Source organism: Arthrobacter sp. 210 2 (assembly GCF_059093025.1).
In genome coordinates this window covers 202,229-225,176 of the sequence record NZ_JBNHIE010000007.1, presented here as the reverse complement: position 1 = coordinate 225,176, position 22,948 = coordinate 202,229, and the positions used below count along the sequence as shown (strand labels likewise).

The 22,948-nt window shown below is 64.8% G+C and carries 21 protein-coding genes; 1 reads left to right on the top strand and 20 read right to left on the bottom strand.

Annotated features, from left to right (window positions below; translation table 11 throughout):
* From atpD to AC5RWA_RS14835, 10 genes are all read right to left on the bottom strand, one after another.
* A complete protein-coding gene (gene atpD, locus AC5RWA_RS14880) occupies window positions 1-1,455 on the bottom strand; it encodes a F0F1 ATP synthase subunit beta (RefSeq protein ID WP_079597676.1) in 1,455 nt (484 codons plus the stop codon).
* Window positions 1,456-1,535: 80 nt separating this feature from the next.
* Window positions 1,536-2,426, bottom strand: coding sequence for a F0F1 ATP synthase subunit gamma (locus AC5RWA_RS14875; RefSeq protein WP_079597675.1), 891 nt, complete (start codon window positions 2,424-2,426; stop codon window positions 1,536-1,538).
* A gap of 73 nt (window positions 2,427-2,499) precedes the next feature.
* Window positions 2,500-4,137, bottom strand: a complete 1,638-nt coding sequence (gene atpA / locus AC5RWA_RS14870; protein ID WP_079597674.1) for a F0F1 ATP synthase subunit alpha — start codon at window positions 4,135-4,137, stop codon at window positions 2,500-2,502.
* Between the two features lie 78 nt (window positions 4,138-4,215).
* Window positions 4,216-5,043: a F0F1 ATP synthase subunit delta gene (locus tag AC5RWA_RS14865; protein WP_079597673.1), complete on the bottom strand. Its 828-nt coding sequence runs from the start codon at window positions 5,041-5,043 to the stop codon at window positions 4,216-4,218.
* On the bottom strand, window positions 5,043-5,594 hold the full coding sequence (locus tag AC5RWA_RS14860; protein ID WP_188811879.1) for a F0F1 ATP synthase subunit B: 552 nt from the start codon (window positions 5,592-5,594) through the stop codon (window positions 5,043-5,045). The genes AC5RWA_RS14865 and AC5RWA_RS14860 overlap by 1 nt, the downstream gene beginning before the upstream one ends.
* A 51-nt stretch (window positions 5,595-5,645) precedes the next feature.
* On the bottom strand, window positions 5,646-5,849 hold the full coding sequence (gene atpE, locus AC5RWA_RS14855) for an ATP synthase F0 subunit C (RefSeq protein WP_009356484.1): 204 nt from the start codon (window positions 5,847-5,849) through the stop codon (window positions 5,646-5,648).
* Window positions 5,850-5,955: 106 nt separating this feature from the next.
* On the bottom strand, window positions 5,956-6,756 hold the full coding sequence (gene atpB / locus AC5RWA_RS14850) for a F0F1 ATP synthase subunit A (RefSeq protein WP_050054629.1): 801 nt from the start codon (window positions 6,754-6,756) through the stop codon (window positions 5,956-5,958).
* 81 nt (window positions 6,757-6,837) lie between these two features.
* On the bottom strand, window positions 6,838-7,176 hold the full coding sequence (locus AC5RWA_RS14845) for an AtpZ/AtpI family protein (protein ID WP_079597671.1): 339 nt from the start codon (window positions 7,174-7,176) through the stop codon (window positions 6,838-6,840).
* The gene (locus tag AC5RWA_RS14840; RefSeq protein ID WP_494058140.1) at window positions 7,169-7,651 is read right to left on the bottom strand and encodes a Cg1360 family ATP-synthase-associated protein; all 483 of its coding nucleotides are present in this window, start codon (window positions 7,649-7,651) and stop codon (window positions 7,169-7,171) included. Before AC5RWA_RS14840 ends, AC5RWA_RS14845 begins: the two co-directional genes overlap by 8 nt.
* Window positions 7,652-7,762: 111 nt before the next feature.
* A complete protein-coding gene (locus AC5RWA_RS14835) occupies window positions 7,763-8,875 on the bottom strand; it encodes an MraY family glycosyltransferase (protein ID WP_494058139.1) in 1,113 nt (370 codons plus the stop codon).
* 286 nt (window positions 8,876-9,161) lie between these two features.
* Here AC5RWA_RS14835 and AC5RWA_RS14830 point away from each other — a divergent pair, with 286 nt between their 5' ends.
* Window positions 9,162-10,058: a glycosyltransferase gene (locus tag AC5RWA_RS14830; protein ID WP_494058138.1), complete on the top strand. Its 897-nt coding sequence runs from the start codon at window positions 9,162-9,164 to the stop codon at window positions 10,056-10,058.
* Window positions 10,059-10,079: 21 nt separating this feature from the next.
* On the opposite strand, the gene AC5RWA_RS14825 is transcribed toward AC5RWA_RS14830, so the two are convergent.
* From AC5RWA_RS14825 to argS, 10 genes are all read right to left on the bottom strand, one after another.
* On the bottom strand, window positions 10,080-10,838 hold the full coding sequence (locus tag AC5RWA_RS14825) for a WecB/TagA/CpsF family glycosyltransferase (RefSeq protein ID WP_494058137.1): 759 nt from the start codon (window positions 10,836-10,838) through the stop codon (window positions 10,080-10,082).
* Entirely contained in the window at window positions 10,838-11,653 is an 816-nt protein-coding gene (locus AC5RWA_RS14820; RefSeq protein WP_494058136.1) for an L-threonylcarbamoyladenylate synthase, read from the bottom strand. Before AC5RWA_RS14820 ends, AC5RWA_RS14825 begins: the two co-directional genes overlap by 1 nt.
* Before the next feature lie 12 nt (window positions 11,654-11,665).
* On the bottom strand, window positions 11,666-12,538 hold the full coding sequence (prmC, locus tag AC5RWA_RS14815; RefSeq protein ID WP_494058135.1) for a peptide chain release factor N(5)-glutamine methyltransferase: 873 nt from the start codon (window positions 12,536-12,538) through the stop codon (window positions 11,666-11,668).
* A gap of 8 nt (window positions 12,539-12,546) precedes the next feature.
* On the bottom strand, window positions 12,547-13,620 hold the full coding sequence (gene prfA, locus AC5RWA_RS14810; RefSeq protein WP_079597664.1) for a peptide chain release factor 1: 1,074 nt from the start codon (window positions 13,618-13,620) through the stop codon (window positions 12,547-12,549).
* A gap of 261 nt (window positions 13,621-13,881) precedes the next feature.
* Window positions 13,882-16,020: a transcription termination factor Rho gene (gene rho / locus AC5RWA_RS14805; RefSeq protein ID WP_494058134.1), complete on the bottom strand. Its 2,139-nt coding sequence runs from the start codon at window positions 16,018-16,020 to the stop codon at window positions 13,882-13,884.
* 292 nt (window positions 16,021-16,312) lie between these two features.
* A complete protein-coding gene (gene thrB, locus AC5RWA_RS14800) occupies window positions 16,313-17,287 on the bottom strand; it encodes a homoserine kinase (protein ID WP_494058133.1) in 975 nt (324 codons plus the stop codon).
* Window positions 17,288-17,289: 2 nt separating this feature from the next.
* Complete coding sequence (gene thrC, locus AC5RWA_RS14795) at window positions 17,290-18,396, bottom strand: threonine synthase (RefSeq protein ID WP_079597661.1); 1,107 nt, start codon at window positions 18,394-18,396, stop codon at window positions 17,290-17,292.
* Window positions 18,397-19,713, bottom strand: coding sequence for a homoserine dehydrogenase (locus AC5RWA_RS14790; RefSeq protein WP_494058132.1), 1,317 nt, complete (start codon window positions 19,711-19,713; stop codon window positions 18,397-18,399).
* A complete protein-coding gene (gene lysA, locus AC5RWA_RS14785; RefSeq protein WP_494058131.1) occupies window positions 19,714-21,189 on the bottom strand; it encodes a diaminopimelate decarboxylase in 1,476 nt (491 codons plus the stop codon).
* Between the two features lie 5 nt (window positions 21,190-21,194).
* A complete protein-coding gene (gene argS, locus AC5RWA_RS14780) occupies window positions 21,195-22,844 on the bottom strand; it encodes an arginine--tRNA ligase (protein WP_494058130.1) in 1,650 nt (549 codons plus the stop codon).
* Between the last annotated feature and the right edge of the window lie 104 nt (window positions 22,845-22,948).

Below are 22,948 nucleotides of genomic sequence, written 5' to 3'. Positions count from 1 at the left end.
TTACTTGGTCTGTTCCTGGATCTTGGCCCACTGGCGCTCAACGTCATCGAGGCCGCCGACGTTGAAGAACGCCTGCTCCGCGATGTGGTCGAGTTCGCCGTCGCAGATGGCCGAGAAGCCTTCAACGGTGTCCTTGATGGAAACCGTGGAGCCTTCAACGCCGGTGAACTGCTTGGCGGTGTAGGTGTTCTGCGAGAGGAACTGCTGGATGCGGCGTGCACGCGACACGACGATCTTGTCCTCTTCGGAGAGCTCGTCAACGCCGAGGATGGCGATGATGTCCTGGAGTTCCTTGTTCTTCTGCAGGATCTGCTTCACGCGGACAGCCGTGTTGTAGTGGTCCTTGCCGATGTACTGGGGGTCCAGGATTCGGGAGGTGGACGTCAGCGGGTCAACGGCCGGGTACAGACCACGGGAGGCGATTTCACGGGAAAGTTCCGTGGTCGCGTCGAGGTGTGCGAAGGTGGTTGCCGGCGCCGGGTCGGTGTAGTCATCTGCGGGAACGTAGATGGCCTGCATCGAGGTGATGGAGTGGCCCTTGGTGGACGTGATGCGCTCCTGGAGGAGGCCCATCTCGTCCGCCAGGTTGGGCTGGTAGCCCACAGCCGAAGGCATGCGGCCGAGGAGGGTGGAAACCTCGGAACCTGCCTGCGTGAAGCGGAAGATGTTATCGATGAAGAGCAGCACGTCCTGGTTCTGCACATCGCGGAAGTATTCCGCCATGGTCAGCGCAGACAGGGCGACGCGCAGACGCGTTCCCGGCGGCTCGTCCATCTGGCCGAACACAAGGGCGGTGTCCTTGAGGACGCCTGCCTCTTCCATTTCAACCCAGAGGTCGTTACCTTCACGGGTACGCTCGCCAACACCGGCGAATACCGAGGTACCACCGAAGTTGCGGGCCACACGCGTGATCATTTCCTGGATCAGAACGGTCTTGCCCACGCCGGCGCCGCCGAACAGGCCGATCTTTCCACCCTTGATGTACGGGGTGAGGAGGTCGATGACCTTGATGCCGGTTTCCAGCATCTCGGTGGAGCCTTCGAGGGAAGCGAAGCTCGGAGCCTTGCGGTGGATGGGCCAGCGTTCGCTGATCTGCAGTTCCGATTCGGCAACATCCAGGGGCTGGCCCAGGACGTTGAAGATGTGGCCCTTGACGCCGTCGCCTACGGGGACGGAGATCGGGGCACCGCTGTCCACCACGGACGTACCGCGGACAAGTCCGTCAGTCGCCTGCAGGGAGATGGCGCGAACGAGGTTGTCGCCCAGGTGCTGGGAGGTCTCGAACGTGATGGTCTTGGTCTCACCGTTGAGAGTAATCTCGGTGGTGAGTGCGTTGTAGATGGACGGGATTGCGTCAGCCGGGAATTCGACGTCGACAACCGGGCCGATTACGCGCGCAATGCGGCCGGTGGCACCGGACGTTGCGGCTACGTGTTCGGTAGCAGTGGCAGTCATCTCTCTCACTTCACTCAGTAGATGGCGTGGGGTTAAGTTTATCTGTGGTGCAGGTCCAGCGGATCCGAAGGCGGTGCAGGCTAGGACGCGAGAGCGTCGGCGCCGGCAACAATTTCGGAAAGCTCCTGCGTAATTTCAGCCTGGCGGGCCGTGTTGCGCAGACGCGTGTACTTCTTGATGAGGTCCGTGGCGTTGTCGCCTGCGGACTTCATGGCCCGCTGGCGTGCAGCGAGCTCGGAAGCCGCTGCCTGCAGCATGGCCGCGAAGATGCGTGATTCGATGTAGCGCGGCAGCAGAGCGTCAAGAACCCGCTCGGTTTCCGGCTCGAACTCGTACAGCGGCAACAGGTCAGATTCAGAAGCTGCCTGTTCTTCCACTACTTCCAGCGGAAGCAGGCGGATGACCGTGGGCTCCTGGGTAACCATGGACTTAAAGCGGGTGTACACCACGTGGATCTCGTCCACGCCGCCCTCTTCGTAATCGGTAGCGAAATCGGCCAGCAGTGCTTCGCCGACCTCGCGCGCGGTTGTGAACTCGGGTGCGTCGGTGCCTCCGGTCCAGACCCGTGCATATTCACGGTTCCGGAATTCGAAGTAGGCCTGCGCCTTGCGTCCGACGAGGTACGTCTTGACTTCCTTGCCTTCAGCGTGGAGCAGCTCATTGAGACCCTCCACCTGCTTGAGCACGCTCGCGGAGTAGGAACCAGCCAGGCCACGGTCCGAGGTGATTACCAGGACGGCGGCGCGGCGGATTTGCTCCGGCTCAGTGGTCAGCGGGTGGTCGATTTCGCTTTGGCTGGCGACAGCAGAAACGGCGCGCGTGATCGCGTTCGCGTAAGGCAGTGAAGCTGCTACGCGCGCACGGGCCTTGCCGATGCGCGAGGTAGCGATCAGTTCCATCGCCTTGAAGATCTTGCGCATCGACGTGGTCGAGCTGATCTTCTGGCGGTAGACCCGGATCTGGGCTCCCATACTTATCCTTTCCTAACATTCCGTAGACCGGGTCAGCCGGGCCCTTGCGGCCCGGCTGACCCGGTCAGTGGAATTAGCGCTTCTGCTTGACGATTTTTTCCTGGTCAACGTCGCCCTCGGAGATGGCGTCATGTTCCTCGTGGCCAGCGCCTACCAGGTGGTTGTCGCCTTCGCCGAAGAAGCCCTTCTTGAAGTCGATGATTGCCGACTTCAGAGCTGCTGCGGTGTCGTCATCCAGCACGTTGGTCTGCGCCAGCGTGGTGAGGATCGAGGACTTGCGGCTCAGGTGGTCCAGGAACTCGCCCTCAAAGCGGCTGATGTCCTCAACCGGAACGTCGTCCAGGTAACCGTTGGTGCCGGCCCAGATGGAAACAACCTGGTTCTCAACCGGGAACGGTGAGTACTGGCCCTGCTTGAGCAGTTCCATCAGGCGGGCGCCACGGGTCAGCTGCTGGCGGGATGCGGCGTCCAGGTCCGAGGCGAACATGGCGAATGCCTGCATGTCGCGGTACTGGGCCAGGTCCAGCTTCAACGTACCGGAGACCTTCTTCATGGACTTCACCTGTGCGGCACCGCCCACGCGGGACACCGAGACACCCACGTCAACAGCGGGGCGCTGGTTGGCGTTGAAGAGGTCGGACTGGAGGAAAATCTGGCCGTCGGTGATGGAGATGACGTTGGTCGGGATGTAGGCGGAAACGTCGTTCGCCTTGGTCTCGATCAGCGGCAGGCCCGTCATGGAACCGGCACCCAGTTCGTCGGACAGCTTTGCACAACGCTCCAGGAGGCGGGAGTGCAAGTAGAAGACGTCGCCCGGGTAGGCTTCGCGTCCCGGCGGGCGGCGCAGCAGCAGCGACACTGCACGGTAAGCCTCGGCCTGCTTGGACAGGTCATCGAACACGATGAGGACGTGCTTGCCGCCGTACATCCAGTGCTGGCCGATGGCCGAACCGGCGTACGGTGCCAGGTACTTGAAGCCTGCGGGGTCCGAAGCGGGAGACGCCACGATGGTGGTGTACTCCAGTGCGCCGTTGTCCTCGAGGGTCTGGCGGATGGCGGCGATGGTGGACGCCTTCTGCCCGATTGCCACGTAGATGCAGCGGACCTGCTTGGTCACATCGCCGGAAGCCCAGTTGGCCTTCTGGTTGATGATGGTGTCGATCGCAATGGCGGACTTGCCGGTCTGGCGGTCACCAATGATCAGCTGGCGCTGGCCGCGGCCGATCGGGATCATGGCGTCGATTGCCTTGAGTCCGGTCTGCATCGGCTCGTGCACCGACTTGCGCTGGGTCACGCCGGGCGCCTGGAGCTCCAGGGCACGGGTGGTCTCGGCCTTGATGTCGCCGAGGTCATCGATGGGCACGCCCAGCGGGTCGACAACGCGGCCAAGGAAGGCGTCGCCCACGGGAACGGACAGAACCTGTCCGGTGCGGTGGACTTCCTGGCCTTCTTCGATGCCGGTGAAGTCACCGAGGATGATAACGCCGATTTCGCGGACGTCGAGGTTCTGGGCCAGGCCCAGGGTGCCGTCCTCGAAGCGCAGCAGCTCGTTCGCCATGACCGAGGGAAGGCCCTCAACACGGGCGATGCCGTCACTAGCGGTGGTTACGCGGCCGACCTCTACGCGTTCTGCGTTTCCGGGTTCGTAGGACGCCGCGAACTCGTTCAGCGCATTACGGACGTCGTCGGCGTTGATGGTCAATTCGGCCATCTGCAGTCCCTGCTCTCCTGTTTTGTGATCACCGTTAAGGTGACCGGGGTTTCTATCAGTTGGGTTGTGCTTGTCCGGCTAGCCGGCCAGCTGGCGCTGCAATTGGCCCAGCCTGGTGAGGACCGAAGCGTCGAGCACTTCGTCACCAATCTGGACGCGGATGCCGCCAATGAGTGCCGGGTCAACGTTGATGTTGACCTTCAGTTCCCGTCCGTACATGGCATTCAAGCCCGCCTGGAGGCGTGCAAGCTGCGTCTGCGTCAGGGGACGGGTCACGCTGACCGTTGCAATCCAGCGCTGCTGCCGCTTGGCTGCCAGTTCGGCGAACCGTTGCACGAGCCGGGTGGGCTTGATGCCGCGGGGCTGGGTGACGGCCTGTGTGATGAGGACTTTTGCTTCCTCACTGACGCCGGGCACCAGCTTCTCGGCGAGCGTAGCCTTGGCGGCTCCGCTGGCCTGTGGCTCGGACAGAGCACGTTGTACCTCGTGGCTGGAGGCAACAGCCTGGTTGAAGGAGAACAGGTCATTCTCCAGCTCTTCCAGGCCAGTGATTCCGGAGGCAGAAACGGCCGACTTGTTTTCAGCAACGGAAATGACCACCGTTGCGGCAAGAGTCTCGAGTGCATCGCCGATATCCCGCGCCGATGCCCAGCGTGAACTGGCCAGTCCGCCCGCGATCTCTGCAGCATCAGCGGAGACTTTTCCGCCAACCAGCTGCCTGACCAGCGCCGACTTCTCGTCGCCGGAGCGGGACGGGTCAGTCAGGGCGCGGCGCAAGCCAGCCGAGCTGTCCACCATTCCCAGAATTCCGAAGAGTTCCTTTGCCAGCTGCAGCGACGCCGTCGGAAGCTTTGCTTCCAACGCAGCCAGGGCTGTTGCCAGCGATTCGCTCGATACGCCTGCCATTACTTAGCTGCACCTGCGTTCTGGGTCTCCAGATCTGCCAGGAAGCGGTCCACAACCCGCGCTGCACGCTCATCATCGTTGAGCGATTCGCCCACGATGCGTCCGGCGAGGGTGGTGGCCAGGGTGCCCACCTCTGAACGCAGGGACACAACGGCCGCCTGGCGCTCGGATTCGATCTGTGCGTGGGCCTGCGCAGTGATGCGGGCAGACTCTGCAGCTGCCTTCTCCTTGAGATCCGCAAGGATCTGGGCACCTTCGGCGCGGGCTTCCTCACGGATGCGGTTGGCTTCGGTGCGGGCGTCGGTCAGCTGCTGCTTGTACTCTTCGAGTGCAGCAGACGCCTCAGCCTGGGCCTTTTCAGCCTTTGCAATGCCGCCTTCGATGGCCTCGGCACGCTCGGCGAAGGTCTTTTCGAACATCGGGACAACGAACTTGACCACGATGAACATGAGGATGGCAAAGCCCACGAGGACAACGCCCATTTCCCAGACGTTGGGAACCAGGGGGTTGACTTCGCCCTCAGTGGCGGCTGAGATGATCAGCTGATTCATATTTCACCCGTCCTTTTCTACTCGGTTCTGAAAGTTCGCTTCGCTCTAGGACTAGAGAACGAAGGCGAAGACCAGGCCGAGGATGGCGAGGGCTTCGGTCAGTGCAAGGCCGAGGAATGCGATCGGCTGCAGCACGCGCTGTGCTTCCGGCTGGCGTGCGACGCCGTTGATGTAGGCAGCGAATACGAGGCCAACACCGATACCACCGCCGATTGCGGACAGACCGTAACCTACGAGGTTGAGATTGCCTTCCATTTTTCTTCCTTTCAAGATGCCATCCATGTGGCAGGTTGTTTGGGTTGCTCTTTCCCCGTGAGGGGAAGTCTGTGTGTGCCTGGCGGCGTCCGCCGCGGGGCTGTGCCTAGTGGCTGTCGGCGTGAAGCGCGCCTTCGATGTAGATCGCAGTCAGCAGGGTAAAGACGTAGGCCTGCAGGACCATGATCAGGGCTTCAAGCATGTACATGGCGATGGCGCCTGCAAGAACCAGGACCGACGTTCCCTTGAGCAGGATGTTCTCCTGCATCACGAGGTACTCGATGCCGGAACCGGCGATCATCACGATGAGGTGTCCTGCGAGCATGGTGGCGAACAGACGGAGGCTGTGCGTCACGGGCCGGACCAGGAAGTTGGAGATGATCTCGATCGGAATCACGATCGGAAGGATGAACCAGGGAACACCGGACGGTACGGTGGCCAGCTTGAAGTAGCGCAGTCCGTTCTTCTTGATGCCGATGGCGATCCAGGTGACGTAGACGATGCCTGCGAGCACATAGGCGCCGCCAACGTGCGAGAACGTGGGGAGCTGGATGAGCGGGATGGCACCGTAGATGTTGTTCACCAGGATGAAGAAGAACAGGCTGAACAGCAGCGGGACGTACTTGATGAAGTCCCTGCCGCCGATGATGTCCTTGGCGATTCCGTTGCGGACGAAGCCATAGGCGGCCTCGCCGGCGAACTGGAGCTTGCCGGGAACCAGCTGCTGCTTACGTGCGGCGAGCACGAAGAAAGCGCCGATAATGACGACAGAGAGGAGGACCAGCAGCATCTGCTTGGAGAATCCTTCTGCGGCACCCCACGGCAGGATTGCCGGCAAATGCATTTCGTTAATTCCAGGAGGAGCGAACTCTCCTGAATCTTGGGCCGGGAGCGCAAGCGCGATCAACGCGTTTCCTCTCTGCAGTGTCCATCATTGGGCGTTGGGCGGGGACCGGCAGCCTGACGGCTTGCTGTTCCCCCTGTGAAATTATTTGGCATTACTGTCGCCGTCCTTGGACGGCCCGCTGGCAGCAGGACGCTCGCCAGTATTTTTGCGAGAACTGGTGAGGCCATGCATGTGGGAAAGGTAAAAACCTCCGACGGCTCCAAGCAGAGCGCCTGCGAGCACAATCCAGCGCGTTCCCCACAGATAATCCAGTCCCCACCCTATCAAACTCCAGACGATGATCCCGCCAATGATGTAGCTGAAGACAGCCATTCCGGCGTTGTATCCGCCGTCGGAGTTGTCCCCGGATACACCTGGGGCGGAGCTGCCGGATGCGCGGCTGCCGCTGGGGGCCTTACCGGGCTTCTTCGGATCACGCATCAGGAGTTTCCTTGGGTTCTGGATCGTTGTAGATCTGGAGGCGGGCTTTGCTGAAACCAAAGACTTCTGCGGCCTGCCATAAGACGACGGCGGTGACGGCCCCGGCCACGAACCAGCGGGCGTGCAGCCATTGGGGTGCTCCTACGACGAACAGGACGGCGGCGAAGCCCACAACCTTGATGAAGTAGGTGGCCACGAATACTCCGATCGCCCCGGACGGATTGCTCCGCCCCACGAAGTGCCCCACCAGGAGGCTGATTCCGAAGAACAGCATCACCAGCAGGCCGCCTGCGGAACTTGAAAGGGCACCCCCCGCTCCATCCAGCAGCGCCGCAGGAACTGCGCACAGCGCCAGGCCCGCAGCGGAGGCCGCGGAACTGAGTTTCAACAGATGCAGCCAGAGGGACCGCGTGGGACCGGAAGCACCAACGTGTCCGTGGCCGGACGCAGGTCCGGACTCGGCGTTGGAGGTCATGTCGATCCCAATCGTCGGCACCAAGAGGCAGTCAGCCAATTGGCAGGTGTGTGAGGGGCAGCTTGGGCTGCCCTCAAATTCTACACGAGATAGAAATGTTTCCGCACGGCATTACGCCTGCGATTCTTCGCCCCTGCGGGCAAGGTAGGGCCAGGCGGTGACAAGTCCCATCACCAGCGTGGCAAACAGGTCCAGCGAGAGGACAATCTGCCAGGGAAAGATGGCGAACGCGAGGCCGCCGAAGGACAGGACGCCGGTCCAGAGGTACATCAGGATGACGGCGGTCCTGTGCGAGTAGCCGATGTCCAGGAGCTTGTGGTGCAGGTGGCCCCGGTCCGCGGACCACGGCGACCGGCCGCGGGCAGTCCTGCGCACCACCGCAAGGCCCAGGTCCAGCAGCGGCAGGAAGAGCACGGCAAACGGCAGCAGGATGGGAATCACGGTGGAGATACCGTTGACCCGGTCGTAAAGCCCGGAGGTGATCTGGCCGGTGGAGACAACACCGGCGGATGCCATCAGCAGCCCTATCAGCATGGCGCCGGAGTCCCCCATAAAGATCTTCGAGGGAAACCAGTTGTGGGGCAGGAAGCCCAGGCAGCTTCCCACGAGGACCGCCGTGATGAGGGTGGCAAGGTCCGAGTAGTCCAGCAGTACTGCGTTCCGGTGGACCCAGTAGGCCGTGAAGAAGAAAGCGGTGCCGCCGATGATGGCCACTCCGGCGGCCAGGCCATCCAGACCGTCGATGAAGTTGAACGCGTTCATGGTGGTGACGATCAGCCCGGCTGTCAGCACTACCCGGATTGTTTCGTTCTCCAGGTAGATGGGCTCCGGCACCCAGGGCACGACGGTCATCTGGACTCCCCAGACCGCTACGGTCAGGGCGGCTGCGCTTTGGCCGATGAGCTTGACCCACCACCGGATGTCCAGCAGGTCATCCGCCACGCCGACCAGGACGATCACGGCCGCTCCCGCGAGGACGCCCCACGGCGAGAAGTTGTTGCGGTAGATGTCCTTGACGAAGAAGGACTGGCTTGCCACGATCAGCGCCGTCATGATGCCGAGGAAGATGGCCACGCCGCCGAGCCGGGAAACAGGTGTGGAGTGCATGTCGCGGCTGCGGATGGGCAGGTGCAGCTCGAGCCGGTGGCCCACCACGCGGGCGGCCCAGGTGGCGGCGTAGGAAACGACGGCAGCCGTCAGGCCCATGAGCAGGTACATGATCATGGGGTGCTGGTCATTTCAGGTGTGGTGGTGAAGCAGGGCACCGGCGTTAGCCTTTGCCTGGTGGTGGGTGGGCTCACGGGCCGGGAATCTGTTCTTCGATAAATGAAACTTCTCCGTCGCCGAGCGCGCAGCAGGCAGTGCGTTTTTACGTGGACGCGGTGCCTTACAGGGCTGTATTACAGTGGACTCTAGTCAAAGATACTAGCGCCACCGGCTTCATGGCTTCGCGCCACACGGGCGCATTACGAGCGGGGAAATCCCTGACAGCCATGCTGAAAGGACCCCCATGACACTCCGCATTGCAGTCGCCGCCGTCACCTTCGACCGGCCCAGGGAACTGGCCGTGCTGCTGGATTCCATCAACGCGCAGACCGCCGCGGTGGACACAATCTGCCTGGTGGACAGCGGTACCGTCCCGGCCAGGGACGTCGCCGCAGGACACGCCAATGTTGACTACGTCCGCTCCGAAGCCAACCTCGGCGGGGCCGGTGGATTCGCCCTCGCTGCATTGAAGGCAGTGGCAAGCGGCGCACGGTGGATCTGGATGATGGATGACGACGCCGAGCCGGCTGATCCCGAATGCCTCGCCACACTGCTGCGCGAAGCTGAGGCACGCGACCTTGAGGCAGTGGTCCCGCTGGTGACAGCGCCTGGCCATCCGGACCGGCTGTCCTTTTTCTTCCGCCTGGACGGCAAGGTCACCCACGACCGTGCAGAGGTGGAGAAACGTGGCTTCCTGGCGAATGACGGGCACTTCTTCAACGGCGCCCTGATCCGCTCCGATGTTTTCTTCAAGGTGGGGCTGCCCGACATGCGCCTCTTCATCCGCGGTGACGAAGTGGATTTCACCATCCGGCTGCGCAAGGCCGGGATCCGGTTCGGAACGGTGACCACCACGGCCATCACCCACCCGCACGCATTTTCAGAGACGCAGCATGTCTTCGGTGCCCGCTGGCACGTCATTGTTCCGGAATCCGCCTTCAAGCGGTACTACTACTACCGCAACCGCGGCTACCTGATCCGCCGCTATTTCCGGGTCCGCTCGCTGGTGGCCGACGTCGGCGGCTACCTGGGCTACTTCCTCCAGCGCCGCGACCTTGCCGGGTTCCTTGGCTGGGCCGCATCGTTCAGCAAGGGCCTTCGGGGCAAGGGCTTTGCGCCGCTGGAGGACCAAAAGTTCTAGCTCCGGACTACAGTTCCGGCGTCACGCCCGGCGCTTCAGCCGCCGGGCGGCAAGGAGCCACAGCAGGACCCACGGTTCGCCGAACACGCGGTAGGCCACCCGCTTGGGATGCAGGAGCAGCCGCCAGGCCCACTCCAGCCCAAGCCGGCCCAGCCAGCGGGGGGCGAGTTTCTGGATCCCTGCCAACTGCTCGATGGCACCGCCCACGGCACAGTAGACGGCGGGCGGCAACGAACCGAGCCTGCGCTGGAGGACTTCCTCCTGCAGCGGCATGCCCAGGCCCAGGAGGACCAGCTGCGGCTGCTCACGGTGGAGCCATGCAACTGCTGCTTCCTCCAGCTCCGCGTCCCAGCCTGCGCCCGGGAAACCACTGACGCGGGCGCCGGGGACTATTGCCTGCAGCCTGCTGACCGCTCCTGCGTTGGCTTCCGCGCCGGCGCCCACCACGGCGATCCGCTCCAGGCCCCGGACCTGGTCCAGTGCCGGAAGCCAGTCCGTCGAACCCAGCCGGTAATCCATGACGGGGCCTTCGGCGTTGCCGGTCCTCCCCCACAGCCAAAGCACGGGGGCGCCGTCAAGGAGCACCACGTCGCTGCGCTCGTACAGGTTCCGGAAGCCGTCGTCGGACAGTGTGAGGGTGACGCTGTGCAGGTTGTGGCCAAGGACGGTCCGGGTGGATCCGTCCTGGATGTAGCGGCTGAGTTCCTCCACCAGCTCGGGAACCCGCAGCGGGGTAGCGTCGACCTCCAGTACGGGAATCTGCTGGCGCTCCAAAATCATCAAGGCTGCGGATTCCCGGCCGGCGTGCCGGAGTCGGGCGTCGCCGGCTCCACCACGGATGAACCGGAGGCGCCGGACGCTTCCGGGGCGGGTACGGACGCCGGTTCCGCAACTACCGGTTCTTCCTCCGCCGGTTCCTCCTCGGCCATTGGAATCTCCCCGAGCCCCAGCACACCGGGAACATGCTCGCGCAGCTGGTCGAGGCTTACGGCGCCGTTGCGCACCACCCGCAGCCGGGGCCCGGTGGCGTCCACGATCGTTGAAGGCACTGCGGCTTCGCCTTCGGCGGGCCGGAAACCGCCCTCAAGGTAGACCTCCACGGAGTCGGCCAACTGCTCCCGGGCGGCTGCGGCGGTCTGAGCAGGAGCCTGCCCCGTACGGTTGGCGGAGGACACAGCCAGCGGCCCGGTGAGGGTCAACAACTCCTGGGCGATATCGTCGGCGGGCATCCGCAGCGCAACGGTTCCCTTGGTTTCTCCGAGGTCCCAGTCCAGTGACGGCTGGGCATGCAGGATCAGGGTCAGGCCGCCTGGCCAGAACGCTTCGGCAAGCTTCCGGGCGTCCGCCGGGACGTCCGTGGCCAGTCCGTCCAGGGCGTTGATGCGCGGGATCAGCACCGGCGGGGGCATGGTGCGGCTGCGCCCCTTGGATACCAGGAGCATGGTGACAGCCTGCGGCGAAAACGCGTCGGCAGCGATCCCGTAGACCGTATCCGTCGGGAACACCACGCACTTTTTCTCGCTGATGGCACGCTGGGCGTGCTCCAGTCCCAGGGCGCGCTGATCGTCCGTACTGCAGTTATAGGTTGTGGTCACTGGCCTATTCTTTCATTCCGTAAGGTCTGGATCCGCGAGCACGGCGCTGGTGGCGCGCTCCTTGCCGTTGAGGTCCAGATGCGTCGTAATCCTCCTCCACTTCCCTGCGCGGCCCATCATGGCCGCGATCCAGCCGGCCTGGACCTCCGCATGTTCCATGACGAAGTAGCCGCCCGGGCGCAGCAGCCGGGCAGCGGTGGCCGCTGCCGCCGTCGGAAGTTCCATGCCGTCCGCTCCCCCGCCGTACAGCGCCTCCGGCGGATCATGAAGCGCAACTTCGGGCTCGTTGGGAATGGCCTCGGCAGGGATGTACGGCGGGTTTGAAACCACGACATCGAACGTTCCGTTGAGCTCCGGCAGTGCGTTGCGCAGGTCCCCCAGCACGAGATGGACGCCCAAGGGGGCGAGGTTCTTCGCCGCCCAGGCGTGGGCGAAGGGGCTGAATTCGACGGCGTGCACCTCGGCACCGGGCACTTCATGCGCGATGGAGCCGGCGATTGCGCCCGACCCGGTTCCCAGATCGACGATCCGGGGTGACGGGATGCCCTTGACATGGTCGATGACCAGCTGGACCACCGATTCCGTCTCGGGCCGGGGAATGAACACGCCCGGCCCTACCGCCAGCTCCAGGTAGCGGAAATGCGCCACCCCGGTGATGTGCTGCAGGGGTATCCGGCCCGCACGCTCCGCCACCAGGTCGGCGTAGCCCTCGGGAGCCGGGGAATCACCCAGCATCATGGCGCGCAGCCGCCCCAGGCCGACCTTCAGGAGATGGTCGGCGAGGAGCTCGGCGTCAACGCGCGGACTGGGCACGCCGGCGTCCCGAAGGATGGCAGTGGCCTCACTGATCGCGGCAGCGAGGGACTGGCCTGGCCCGATGGTCATCCGTCGGGCTAGTCGCCGATGGCGTCCAGGCGTGCCTGTTCGTCCATCTCGATGGCGGACTGGATGACGGGCTCCAGGTCACCGTTCATGACCTGGTCCAGGTTGTACGCCTTGTAGCCCGTGCGGTGGTCCGCGATGCGGTTTTCCGGGTAGTTGTAGGTGCGGATGCGCTCGGAGCGGTCCATGGTGCGGATCTGGGACTTCCGCTGGGCCGAGTTCTCGGCGTCGATCTGCTCCTGCTGGTGCGCGAGGATGCGGGCCCGCAGGACGCGCATGCCGGCCTCGCGGTTCTGCAGCTGCGACTTTTCGTTCTGCATGGCCACCACGATGCCCGTAGGCAGGTGGGTGATGCGGACGGCGGAGTCGGTGGTGTTCACGGACTGCCCGCCCGGACCGGACGACCGGTAGACGTCGATTTTCAGGTCGTTCTGGTTGATTTCGAGCTCTTCGGGCTCATCCACCTCCGGCAGGACCAGCACACCAGCCGCCGACGTGTGGATGCGGCCCTGCGACTCCGTGACAGGAACGCGCTGCACACGGTGCACGCCGCCCTCGAACTTGAGCCGCGCGTAGACGCCCTCGGCGGGATCGTTCGAGCTGCCCTTGACGGCCACCTGGACGTCCTTGTAACCGCCGAGATCCGACTCGGTAGCGGAAATGATTTCGGTCTTCCAGCCACGTGATTCCGCGTAGCGGGTGTACATGCGCAGGAGGTCACCGGCGAACAGCGCGGCCTCATCGCCGCCTTCACCGCCCTTGACCTCAAGGATCACGTTGCGGGCATCGTCAGGGTCACGTGGAATCAACAGGCGCCGGAGCTTGGCGGCAGCAGCTTCCAGCGAAGCTTCAAGTTCAGGAACCTCGGCAGCGAACTCGGGATCCTCGTCAGCCATCTCCTTGGCCGCAGCGAGGTCATCGCGCAGCGCTTCCCACTTGTGGTAGGCCTCAACAATGCCATTGAGCTGAGCCGACCGCCGCCCCAGCTTCCGGGCAAGCCGCTGGTCAGCATAAACAGCAGGATCCCCCAGCTGCGCCTGGATGGAATCATGCTCATCAAGCAGGCCCTGTACGGACTCAAACATCTATAAACCTCTTTCGACTTGTACAAGTCTAGTAATGCGGCGACCAAGGTGGGGAACCGGGAAGGTGACCCTACTGAGAGGCGTTCGGTTTTGCCGCCCCGGGAGTGGCATCGGGCCTGCCGGAGCTGGGCGGCAAACGATCGAAGATCGGAAGCCGCCCAGCGTAGGGGCGGGGGCGGCAAAACCGAACGACGAAGGCGGGGGCGGAAAACCCCGCGCGGCGAACCACGCGAGGCATCCGCACCCCGCCCTTGAACTCAGCTACTTGTCGTTATCCGACTTCGCACCAAGCGTCGTCTTCTGGACCTGCATGAGGAACTCAACGTTGCTCTGGGTTTCCCGGATCTTGTTGGTCAGCAGTTCAAGGCTCTGCTGGGTCTCGAGTCCGGAGAGGACGCGGCGCAGCTTCCACATGATCTTGACTTCCTCGGCCGAGAGCAGGTTCTCCTCGCGGCGGGTGCCGGACGCGTTGACGTCCACGGCGGGGAAGATGCGCTTGTCTGCCAGCTGGCGGGACAGGCGCAGTTCCATGTTGCCGGTGCCCTTGAACTCTTCGAAGATGACCTCGTCCATCTTGGAACCGGTCTCCACGAGGGCCGTTGCCAGGATGGTGAGCGAGCCGCCGTTTTCGATGTTGCGGGCTGCACCGAAGAAGCGCTTGGGCGGGTAGAGGGCTGCGGAGTCCACACCACCGGACAGGATGCGTCCGGAGGCCGGTGCTGCCAGGTTGTAGGCGCGGCCCAGGCGGGTCATGGAGTCCAGCAGGACCACCACGTCCATGCCCATTTCCACGAGGCGCTTGGCGCGTTCGATGGAAAGTTCGGCCACGGTGGTGTGGTCATCGGCGGGCCGGTCGAAGGTGGAGGCAATGACCTCGCCCTTGACGGTGCGCTGCATGTCCGTGACTTCTTCGGGGCGTTCGTCAACCAAAACCATCATGAGGTGGACCTCAGGATTGTTGGTGGTGATGGCGTTCGCGATGGACTGCAGGATGAGCGTCTTACCGGCCTTCGGCGGGGAGACGATCAGGCCGCGCTGGCCCTTGCCGATGGGAGCCACGAGGTCGATGACGCGGGGGCCGATCTTTTTGGGATCGGTCTCCAGGCGCAGGCGCTCCGACGGGTAGAGCGGAACCAGCTTGGCGAATTCGACGCGGTCCTTGAGATCTTCGGCGGTCTTGCCATTGACCGAGGTGACGCGGACCAGCGCGTTGAATTTCTGGCGGTTGGACTGCTGGCTGCGGTCTTCGCCGTCGCGGGGGGCACGGATGGCACCTACCACGGCGTCACCCTTGCGCAGGTTGTACTTCTTGACCTGGGCCAGGGAGACGTAGACGTCGTTCGGGCCCGGGAGGTAGCCGGAGGTGCGGATGAAGGCGTAGTTCTCCAGCACGTCCAGGATGCCGGCAACCGGCAGCAGGACGTCGTCCTCGGTGACCTCGACGTCGTCGACGTCGGGTCCCTGAGCACGGCCGCGACGGCGGTCGTTGCGGTCGCGGAAGCGGTCGTTGCGGGAGCTGTTGTCCCGGTCCTGCCCGCCCGAGCGCTCATTGCGGTCGTTCCGGTCGCGGCGGTTGCGGCGGTTCCGGCGGCTGCCGCCGTCCGTATCGTCGCCGTCGCGGGTATCGTCGCGGCGGTTGCCTTCGCGCTGGCCTGCCTCACGGCTGCCGGCGTTGTCACGCCCGCCGTCGGAGTCGCGGGCTGCGCTGTCCCGGCCACCGCGGGTGCGGCCTTCGCGGCGGTCGGTGCGCTGGCCGGCGTCGACCGTGTCAGCGGCAGTCGCCTCTGAACGCTGCTCCGTGGAACGCTGTTCGGTAACAGCCTGTTCCGGTGCGGGCTGTTCGGCCGGGGCCTCAACAGGTGCTTCCTGGACTGTGGCGGCCGCTTCGCCGCGGCGGCGGTTGCGGGTGCGCGGCTGGCGGCGCTCGGCGGCGCCTTCCGTTTCCGTGGCTTCGGCCACGGCAGGAAGTTCCACCTGGGTGGGGGCGGCCGGAGCCTCGGCGGCTTCGCCGGCGGCAGGAGCTACAACGCCGTCGCTGACAGCCCGGCGGCTGCGGCCACGGCCACGTGCACGGTTTGCTTCAGCAGGAGCCTCCGCAGTTTCGGGTGCAGCAGCGGCAGGAGCGGTGACAGCCGGAGCAGCCACACTCTCGGTAGCCTTTTCCGCCTTCCGGGCCGGAGCCTTGGTGGTGGGGGTGCCGGCGCGATGGGCGGAAATGGCCGAAACCAGGTCTCCCTTGCGCATGCGGGAACCGCCCGAAATCCCCAGCTGGCTGGCAAGAGCCTGCAGCTGGGCGAGCTTCAGGCCGGCCAGGCCGCTGCTCTTGGCGGGTGCTGCCGGTGATTCGGCAGCAGAAGTTGATAGTTCCACAGCTGGCGACAGCTCAGTGGTTTCGGTCACGAAGGATCCTTCCCCCTCGACGGCGTCCAGACTGGGAGCTGGACGCGATGATTTGATCTGGGCTGCAGTTCAGATCTGCAGCCGGATTTCGGCCTTGCCGGTTGGATATCGGCCAGCAGGGCCGGATACTGATTCACCTTCCGCTCCGCCCATGGCGGAACGCCGGACTGACGCTTTAGGGGCAGTTGGATGCTGCAGATTCCTGCGACAGACCAAGCAGGCGGCACCGGAATACATTCGCAGTAGGAGATCAAAGAGCAAGTGAATGCAGGACCAGATCAGATAGGCGGAATTACCGCCGGTGCAAGTCCACCTTAGCACCTTCAACGTCCACTGCCAGCTTCAGAACACGCCAGGCCACATCAGGCGTGTTGGCGGAGGTAAACGCCTCGATGAATGCCAGTGCATCTGAGGCTTCCGCTTCGCCGTTGGCCAGGACCAGGACGGTGGGTCCGGCGCCGGAAACCACTGCCGCGTGCCCCGCCGTGCGCAGGGCGGCGATCAGCGCTGCGCTCGGCTGCATCGCCTCCGCCCGGTAGCTCTGGTGCAGGTAGTCTTCGGTGCCGGCAAGCAGGAATTCCGGTTTTTGCGTCAACGCGTGGATCAGCAGCGCCGCCCGCCCGGAGTTCATGGCTGCGGCGTGGTGTCCCACCGAGGCCGGGAGCAGAGAACGGGCCGCTTCGGTGGAGAGCTCGAAATCCGGAACAGCCACGATGGGGATGACCGGGTCCGCGACCGTGGCGCTGGTGCTGCTGTACTGGTCACTGTCCTGCCACGACAGCGCCAGTCCGCCGAAAATTGCCGGTGCGACGTTGTCCGGGTGCCCTTCCAGCTCGCTGGTGAGCTGCAGGATCCATTCCTGTCCGCGCTGGTGTTCTGCCGGCACCATCGCGTTAGCGGCCGATACGGCCGCCACCACTGCCGAGGCGGACGAGCCCAGGCCCCGTCCGTGCGGGTTGACGTTGTCAGCCGTCACCTTGAGGCCGGCGTGCCGGAATCCCAGGCGCTCAAAGGCGACGTCCATGGCCCGGACCACCAGGTGGCTGGCGTCCCGCGGCAAAGTCTCCGCACCTTCGCCGCGGAGATCGAACAGGAGCTCGTCCGTGTCCAGGCTTTCCACGGTCAGGGTGTCGTGCATGGCCAGGGCGAGCCCCAGGCTGTCATAGCCGGGGCCAAGGTTGGCCGTGGTGGCCGGAACCCGGACCGTGACCCGCTGGCCGGCCTCGATGAGTTGCAGTCCGACGGTGGCCTGCGAGGTGGTGTCCAAGGTTATTTTTCTTCCAGTCCCAGTTCAGCAGCAACGGTGACAACGTCGTTGGAAACCTTGACCGGCTGCACGTCGCTTCCATCCTCGGTGCGCAGGGCCCACTGGGGGTCCTTGAGGCCGTGGCCGGTGACGGTGATGACGATGGTTTTGCCCGAGGGAACCTCGCCTGCAGCGTGCTTTTTGAGCAGGCCCGCGACGCCGGCGGCAGAGCCGGGCTCCACGAAGACGCCTTCGCGGGAGGACAGCCAGCGGTGTGCGTTGAGGATTTCCTCGTCGGTGACGGCGTCGATCAGCCCGCCGGATTCGTCGCGGGCGCCGATGGCGCCATCCCAGGAAGCGGGGTTGCCGATACGGATGGCCGTGGCGATGGTGTCAGGTTCGGTGATGGGGTGGCCTGCGACAAAGGGCGCGGCACCCGCTGCCTGGAAGCCCCACATGGCGGGCGTCTTGGTGGAAACCGCGGGAAGCGTGCCGGCCGTCGCGGACTCGAACGGCGCGGAGTACTCCTTGTAGCCCTTCCAGTAAGCGGTGATGTTGCCGGCGTTGCCCACCGGAAGCACGTGGATGTCAGGAGCATCGCCCAGCGCGTCCACGATCTCGAAAGCGCCGGTTTTCTGCCCCTGGATGCGGGCGGGGTTGACGGAGTTCACCAGGAAAACCGGGTAGGACTCCCCCAGCTTCCGGGCGATGTCGAGGCAGTTATCAAAGTTGCCGTCCACCTGCAGGAGGGTGGCGCCGTGCGCGATGGCCTGGCTGAGCTTGCCCATGGAGATCTTGCCTTCGGGCACCAGGACGGCGCACTTCAGGCCGGCCGCGGTGGCGTAGGCAGCAGCGGAGGCGGAGGTGTTGCCGGTGGAGGCGCAGACAACGGCCTTGGCACCGGACTCGACGGCGGCCGTCATGGCCATGGTCATGCCGCGGTCCTTGAAGGAGCCGGTGGGGTTCATGCCCTCCACCTTGAGGTAAACCTCGGAACCGGTCAGTTCGGAGAGCTTCTGCGCGTGCACCAGCGGGGTGCCGCCCTCGCCCAGGGTGATGACCCGGGTGGATTCCGTCACGGGCAAACGGTCAGCGTATTCGCGGATAACGCCGCGCCATTGGTGAGCCACTTAGACTCCTTCTACCCGCAGAACGGATGTAACTGAATTGATGACGTCCAGGCCTTTCACGGCCTCAACGGTGGCCGCGAGGGCAGCCTCTGACGCGCGGTGGGTAACGATCCGCAGTTCCGCGGATTCCACGTTGGACTCCGCGTCGCGGTGGATGGTCTGCCGCATGATTTCGATGGAGACGCCGTGCTCGGCGAACAGCTGGGCGATCCTTGCCAGCACCCCCGGCTGGTCGGCAACATCCAGGCCGATGTAGTAGCTGGTGACGGCAGCGTCGATGGGCAGCGCCGGAACATGCCCGGTGGTGGTCTCGGTGCGCTGCGGTCCGCCGAGGACCAGGCGCCGCGCCGCGGAGACGAGGTCGCCTAGCACCGCGGACGCGGTGGGGGTACCGCCTGCACCTTGGCCATAGAACATCAGCTCGCCCGCATTCTCGGCCTCGATGAAGACGGCGTTGAACGCGCCGCGGACGGCGGCCAGCGGGTGTTCGCGGGGCAGGAGCGTGGGGTGGACACGGACGGACACGCCCTCGTTGCCGTCGGCATCCGTGAGCTTCTCGGCGATTGCCAGGAGCTTGATGACAAAGCCGGCGTCCTTGGCCGCGGCGATGTCCGCGGCGCTGACCTTGGTGATGCCTTCGCAGTGGACGTTTTCCAGGGCGAACCGGGTGTGGAAGGACAGCGTGGCCAGGATGGCGGCCTTGGCCGCGGCGTCGTGGCCTTCGACGTCGGCCGTGGGGTCCGCTTCCGCGTAGCCGAGGCGCTGGGCTTCTGCCAGGGCGTCGGCGAACTGGGCCCCGGTGGAATCCATCTGGTCCAGGATGAAATTGGTGGTGCCGTTGACGATGCCCAGCACGCGGGTGATCCGGTCGCCGGAAAGGCTGTCACGGATGGGGCGCAGGATGGGGATGGCGCCGGCCACGGCAGCTTCGTAGGAGAGCTGCACGCCGGCCTTGTCGGCTTCCTCGTAGAGGGTGGGGCCGTCCTGGGCCAGCAGGGCCTTGTTGCCGGTGACTACGCAGGCGCCGTTGCTCAGCGCGGAAAGGATGAGCGTGCGGGCAGGCTCGATGCCGCCCATCAGCTCGATCACCAGATCGGCGTCCTTGACCAGGGTCTCGGCGTCGGTGGTGAAGAGGTCCTGCGGCAGCTCAACGTCCCGCTTGGAATTCACGTTGCGCACGGCGATGCCGCTGAGCTGGAGGCGGGCTCCGGTGCGGGCGGCCAGGGCGTCGGCGTCCTCAATGAGAATCCGCGCAACCTGGGCCCCAACGTTGCCACAGCCCAGCAGGGCCACTTTCAGGGTTCGCAATTCAGTCATTCAGACTCCCATGTCGCGGTTCAGCAGATCTTCTTCGGTTTCCCCGCGGACAATCAGCCGGGCAGATCCGTCGCGCACCGCGACAACGCCCGGCCGGGCCAGATAGTTGTAGTTGCTCGAGAGGGCCCAGCAGTAGGCGCCGGTCCCCGGTACAGCAAGCAGATCACCGGCTGCCACGTCCTCGGGCAGATATACATCTCTAACAACTATGTCGCCACTCTCGCAATGTTTGCCCACCACGCGGGACAGCTGCGGGGCCGCGGCCGACGTGCGGGACGCGAGAATTGCCGAGTAATCCGCGTCGTAGAGCACCGGGCGGGCGTTGTCGCTCATCCCGCCGTCCACTGAAACATAGCGGCGCGGATACGTAACGTTGTTACCGTCCTCACGTCCGCCGGAAGCGGCCGGCGCGTCGACGCGCACGGTCTTGAGCGTGCCCACCTCATACAGCGTGAAGGTTGTGCTGCCCACGATGGCGCGTCCGGGTTCAATGGAGATCCGCGGCGACTCAATGCCCAGCTCAGCGCAGGTTGAACGCACGACGGCGGCCATCGCCGTCGCGATGTCCGCGGCGGGGCGGGGGGTGTCCACCGGGGTGTAGGCGATCCCGTAGCCGCCGCCGAGGTCGAGCTCCGGCATCATGATGGAGTACTTTTCCTGCATCGCAGCGAGGAAACGGAGCAACTTCTCCGCCGCCAGCGCAAAGCCGTCCGGTTCAAAGATCTGGGAGCCGATGTGGCAGTGCAGGCCCAGGAGGTTGATGCCGGGATGCGCCGATGCCACCGCCACCGCTTCTTCGGCAGCCGACAGGCCGGCCTGCTCAGTGGTGTCGGCCGCCATGGAGAGTCCGAATTTCTGGTCCTCGTGGGCGGTGGCGATGAATTCGTGGGTGTGGGCGTGGACGCCCGGGGTGAGGCGCAGCATGACCTTCGCCTGCTCACCGCGGGACTGGGCGATGTCTCCCACCCGGACGAGCTCGGACAGGCTGTCCACCACGATCCGGCCCAGGCCCATGTCGAGCGCACGGTTGAGTTCGGCGTCGGACTTGTTGTTTCCGTGCAGCGCCACCCGCTCCCCCGCGATCCCGGCGCGGGCGGCAACAGCCAGCTCGCCGCCGGAGGCGGTGTCCAGGCAGAGCCCTTCCTCCTCCACCCACTTCACCACGGCACTGCACAGGAAGGATTTTCCGGCGTAGTACACATCCACGCCGCCGCAGACGTCAGCGAAGGCAGCGTCGAAGGAATCCTTGAAGGCGCGCGCCCGGGCGCGGAAGTCGGCCTCGTCCATGACGAACAGGGGCGTGCCGAACTCCTGCTTCAGCTCGGACACTGACCGCCCGCCGACGGTGAGTTCGCCGAGGCCGTTGCGCTGCACGCTTCCTGCCCACATCGGCTCCTGCAGGGCATTCAGGTCAGCAGGAACTGCCAGCCACTCCGGCGCCAGCGGGGACGCGGTGTTTCCGGTCTGCACAGACATTGCCGTCACATCCGTTCCGGCGCGGAAACGCCAAGCAGGTCGAGGCCATTGGCGAGTACCTGGCTGGTGGCATCGTTGAGCCACAGCCGGGTGCGGTTGACGTCGGTCACCTCTTCATCGCCCATGGGCGCGATGCGGCAGGCGTCATACCAGCGGTGGTAGGCGCCGGCGATGACTTCGAGGTGGCGGGCCACGCGGTGCGGTTCGCGCAGCTCCGCAGCCTTGGCGACGATCGAGGGGTAGCTGCCCAGGTGGGAGAGCAGCTCGTTCTCCGTGGCGTGGTCCAGCTGGGACGCGTCGAAGGCAGAACGGTCCACTCCGGCGGCCACGGCGTTGCGGGCTGCACCGCGCGAACGGGCATGGGCGTACTGCACATAAAACACAGGGTTCTCGTTGCTGTGCTTCTTGAGCAGCTCCGGATCAAGGGTGAGCGGCGAGTCGGCTGGGAACCGGGCCAGGGAGTAGCGGACGGCGTCCTTGCCCAGCCAGTCGATCAGGTCCTTGAGCTCGATGATGTTTCCGGCGCGCTTGGACAGTTTGGCACCGTTGACGGACACCAGCTGGCCGATCAGCACTTCAATGTTCTTCTCGGGATCGTCCCCGGCACAGGCGGCAATGGCCTTCAACCGGTTGATGTAGCCATGGTGGTCGGCGCCAAGCAGGTAGATCTTCTCGGTGAAACCGCGGTCCTTCTTGGACAGGTAGTAGGCAGCGTCCGCGGCGAAATAGGTGGGCTCGCCGTTGGCGCGAATCATCACGCGGTCCTTGTCGTCCCCAAAGTCCGTGGTCCGCAGCCAGACGGCGCCGCCGTCGTCGAACACGTGGCCCTGCTCGCGAAGGCGCGCAACGGCACTTTCAATCGCGCCGGCGTCGTGCAGTTCCTGCTCGGAGAAGAAGACGTCGAACTCGACGCCGAAGTCCGCAAGCGTGGCCTTGATGTCCTTCATCTGTGCCTTGTACGCGGCGGAGCGGATCACCGGGAGCGCGGCAACTTCGGTGAGTTCGCGGATGTCCGGGTGCTCGGTGAGGACTTCATGGCCCAGGTCCGCGATGTACTGGCCCGGGTAGCCACCCTCCGGTACCGGGCGGCCGTGCAGGCGGGAGTAGACGGAGTTGGCGAAGACGTTCATCTGGGAGCCGGCGTCGTTGATGTAGTACTCAGCCGTGACATCCGCACCGGAGGCGCGCAGCACGCGGGCAATGGAGTCGCCAAGGGCGGCCCAGCGGGTGTGCCCGATGTGGAGGGGCCCGGTGGGGTTCGCGGAGACGAATTCCATGTTCACGGTGTGGCCGGCGAGCGCGGAATTGGTTCCGTACTGGGTGCCAGCTTCGACAATCATCCGGGCGAGCGCACCGGCGGCGGCGGCGTCAACAGTGATGTTGAGGAAGCCGGGTCCGGCGATTTCCACCCCGGCGACGCCGTCGATGGCCTTCAGGCGCGTGCTCAGGACGGTTGCGAATTCGCGCGGGTGGGTGCCCGCCTGCTTGGCCAGCTGCAGCGCGATATTGGTGGCCCAGTCGCCGTGGTCCCGGTTCTTGGGCCGCTCCACGCGTACCTCATCAGGCAGAGCTGACGCTGAAAGGGCAATGTCACCGGTGGCGACGGCGTCTTTCAGGCAGGCGGATATGGCGAGGGAGAGTTCTTCGGGAGTCACCCCTCTAGACTACCGGGGGCCGCTGACAGCAAAGAATTGGGACTGGTCCGGCGACCTAGGCATTCCACAGGGAATCCACAAGCCGGCTACAAGTTGAACCAATA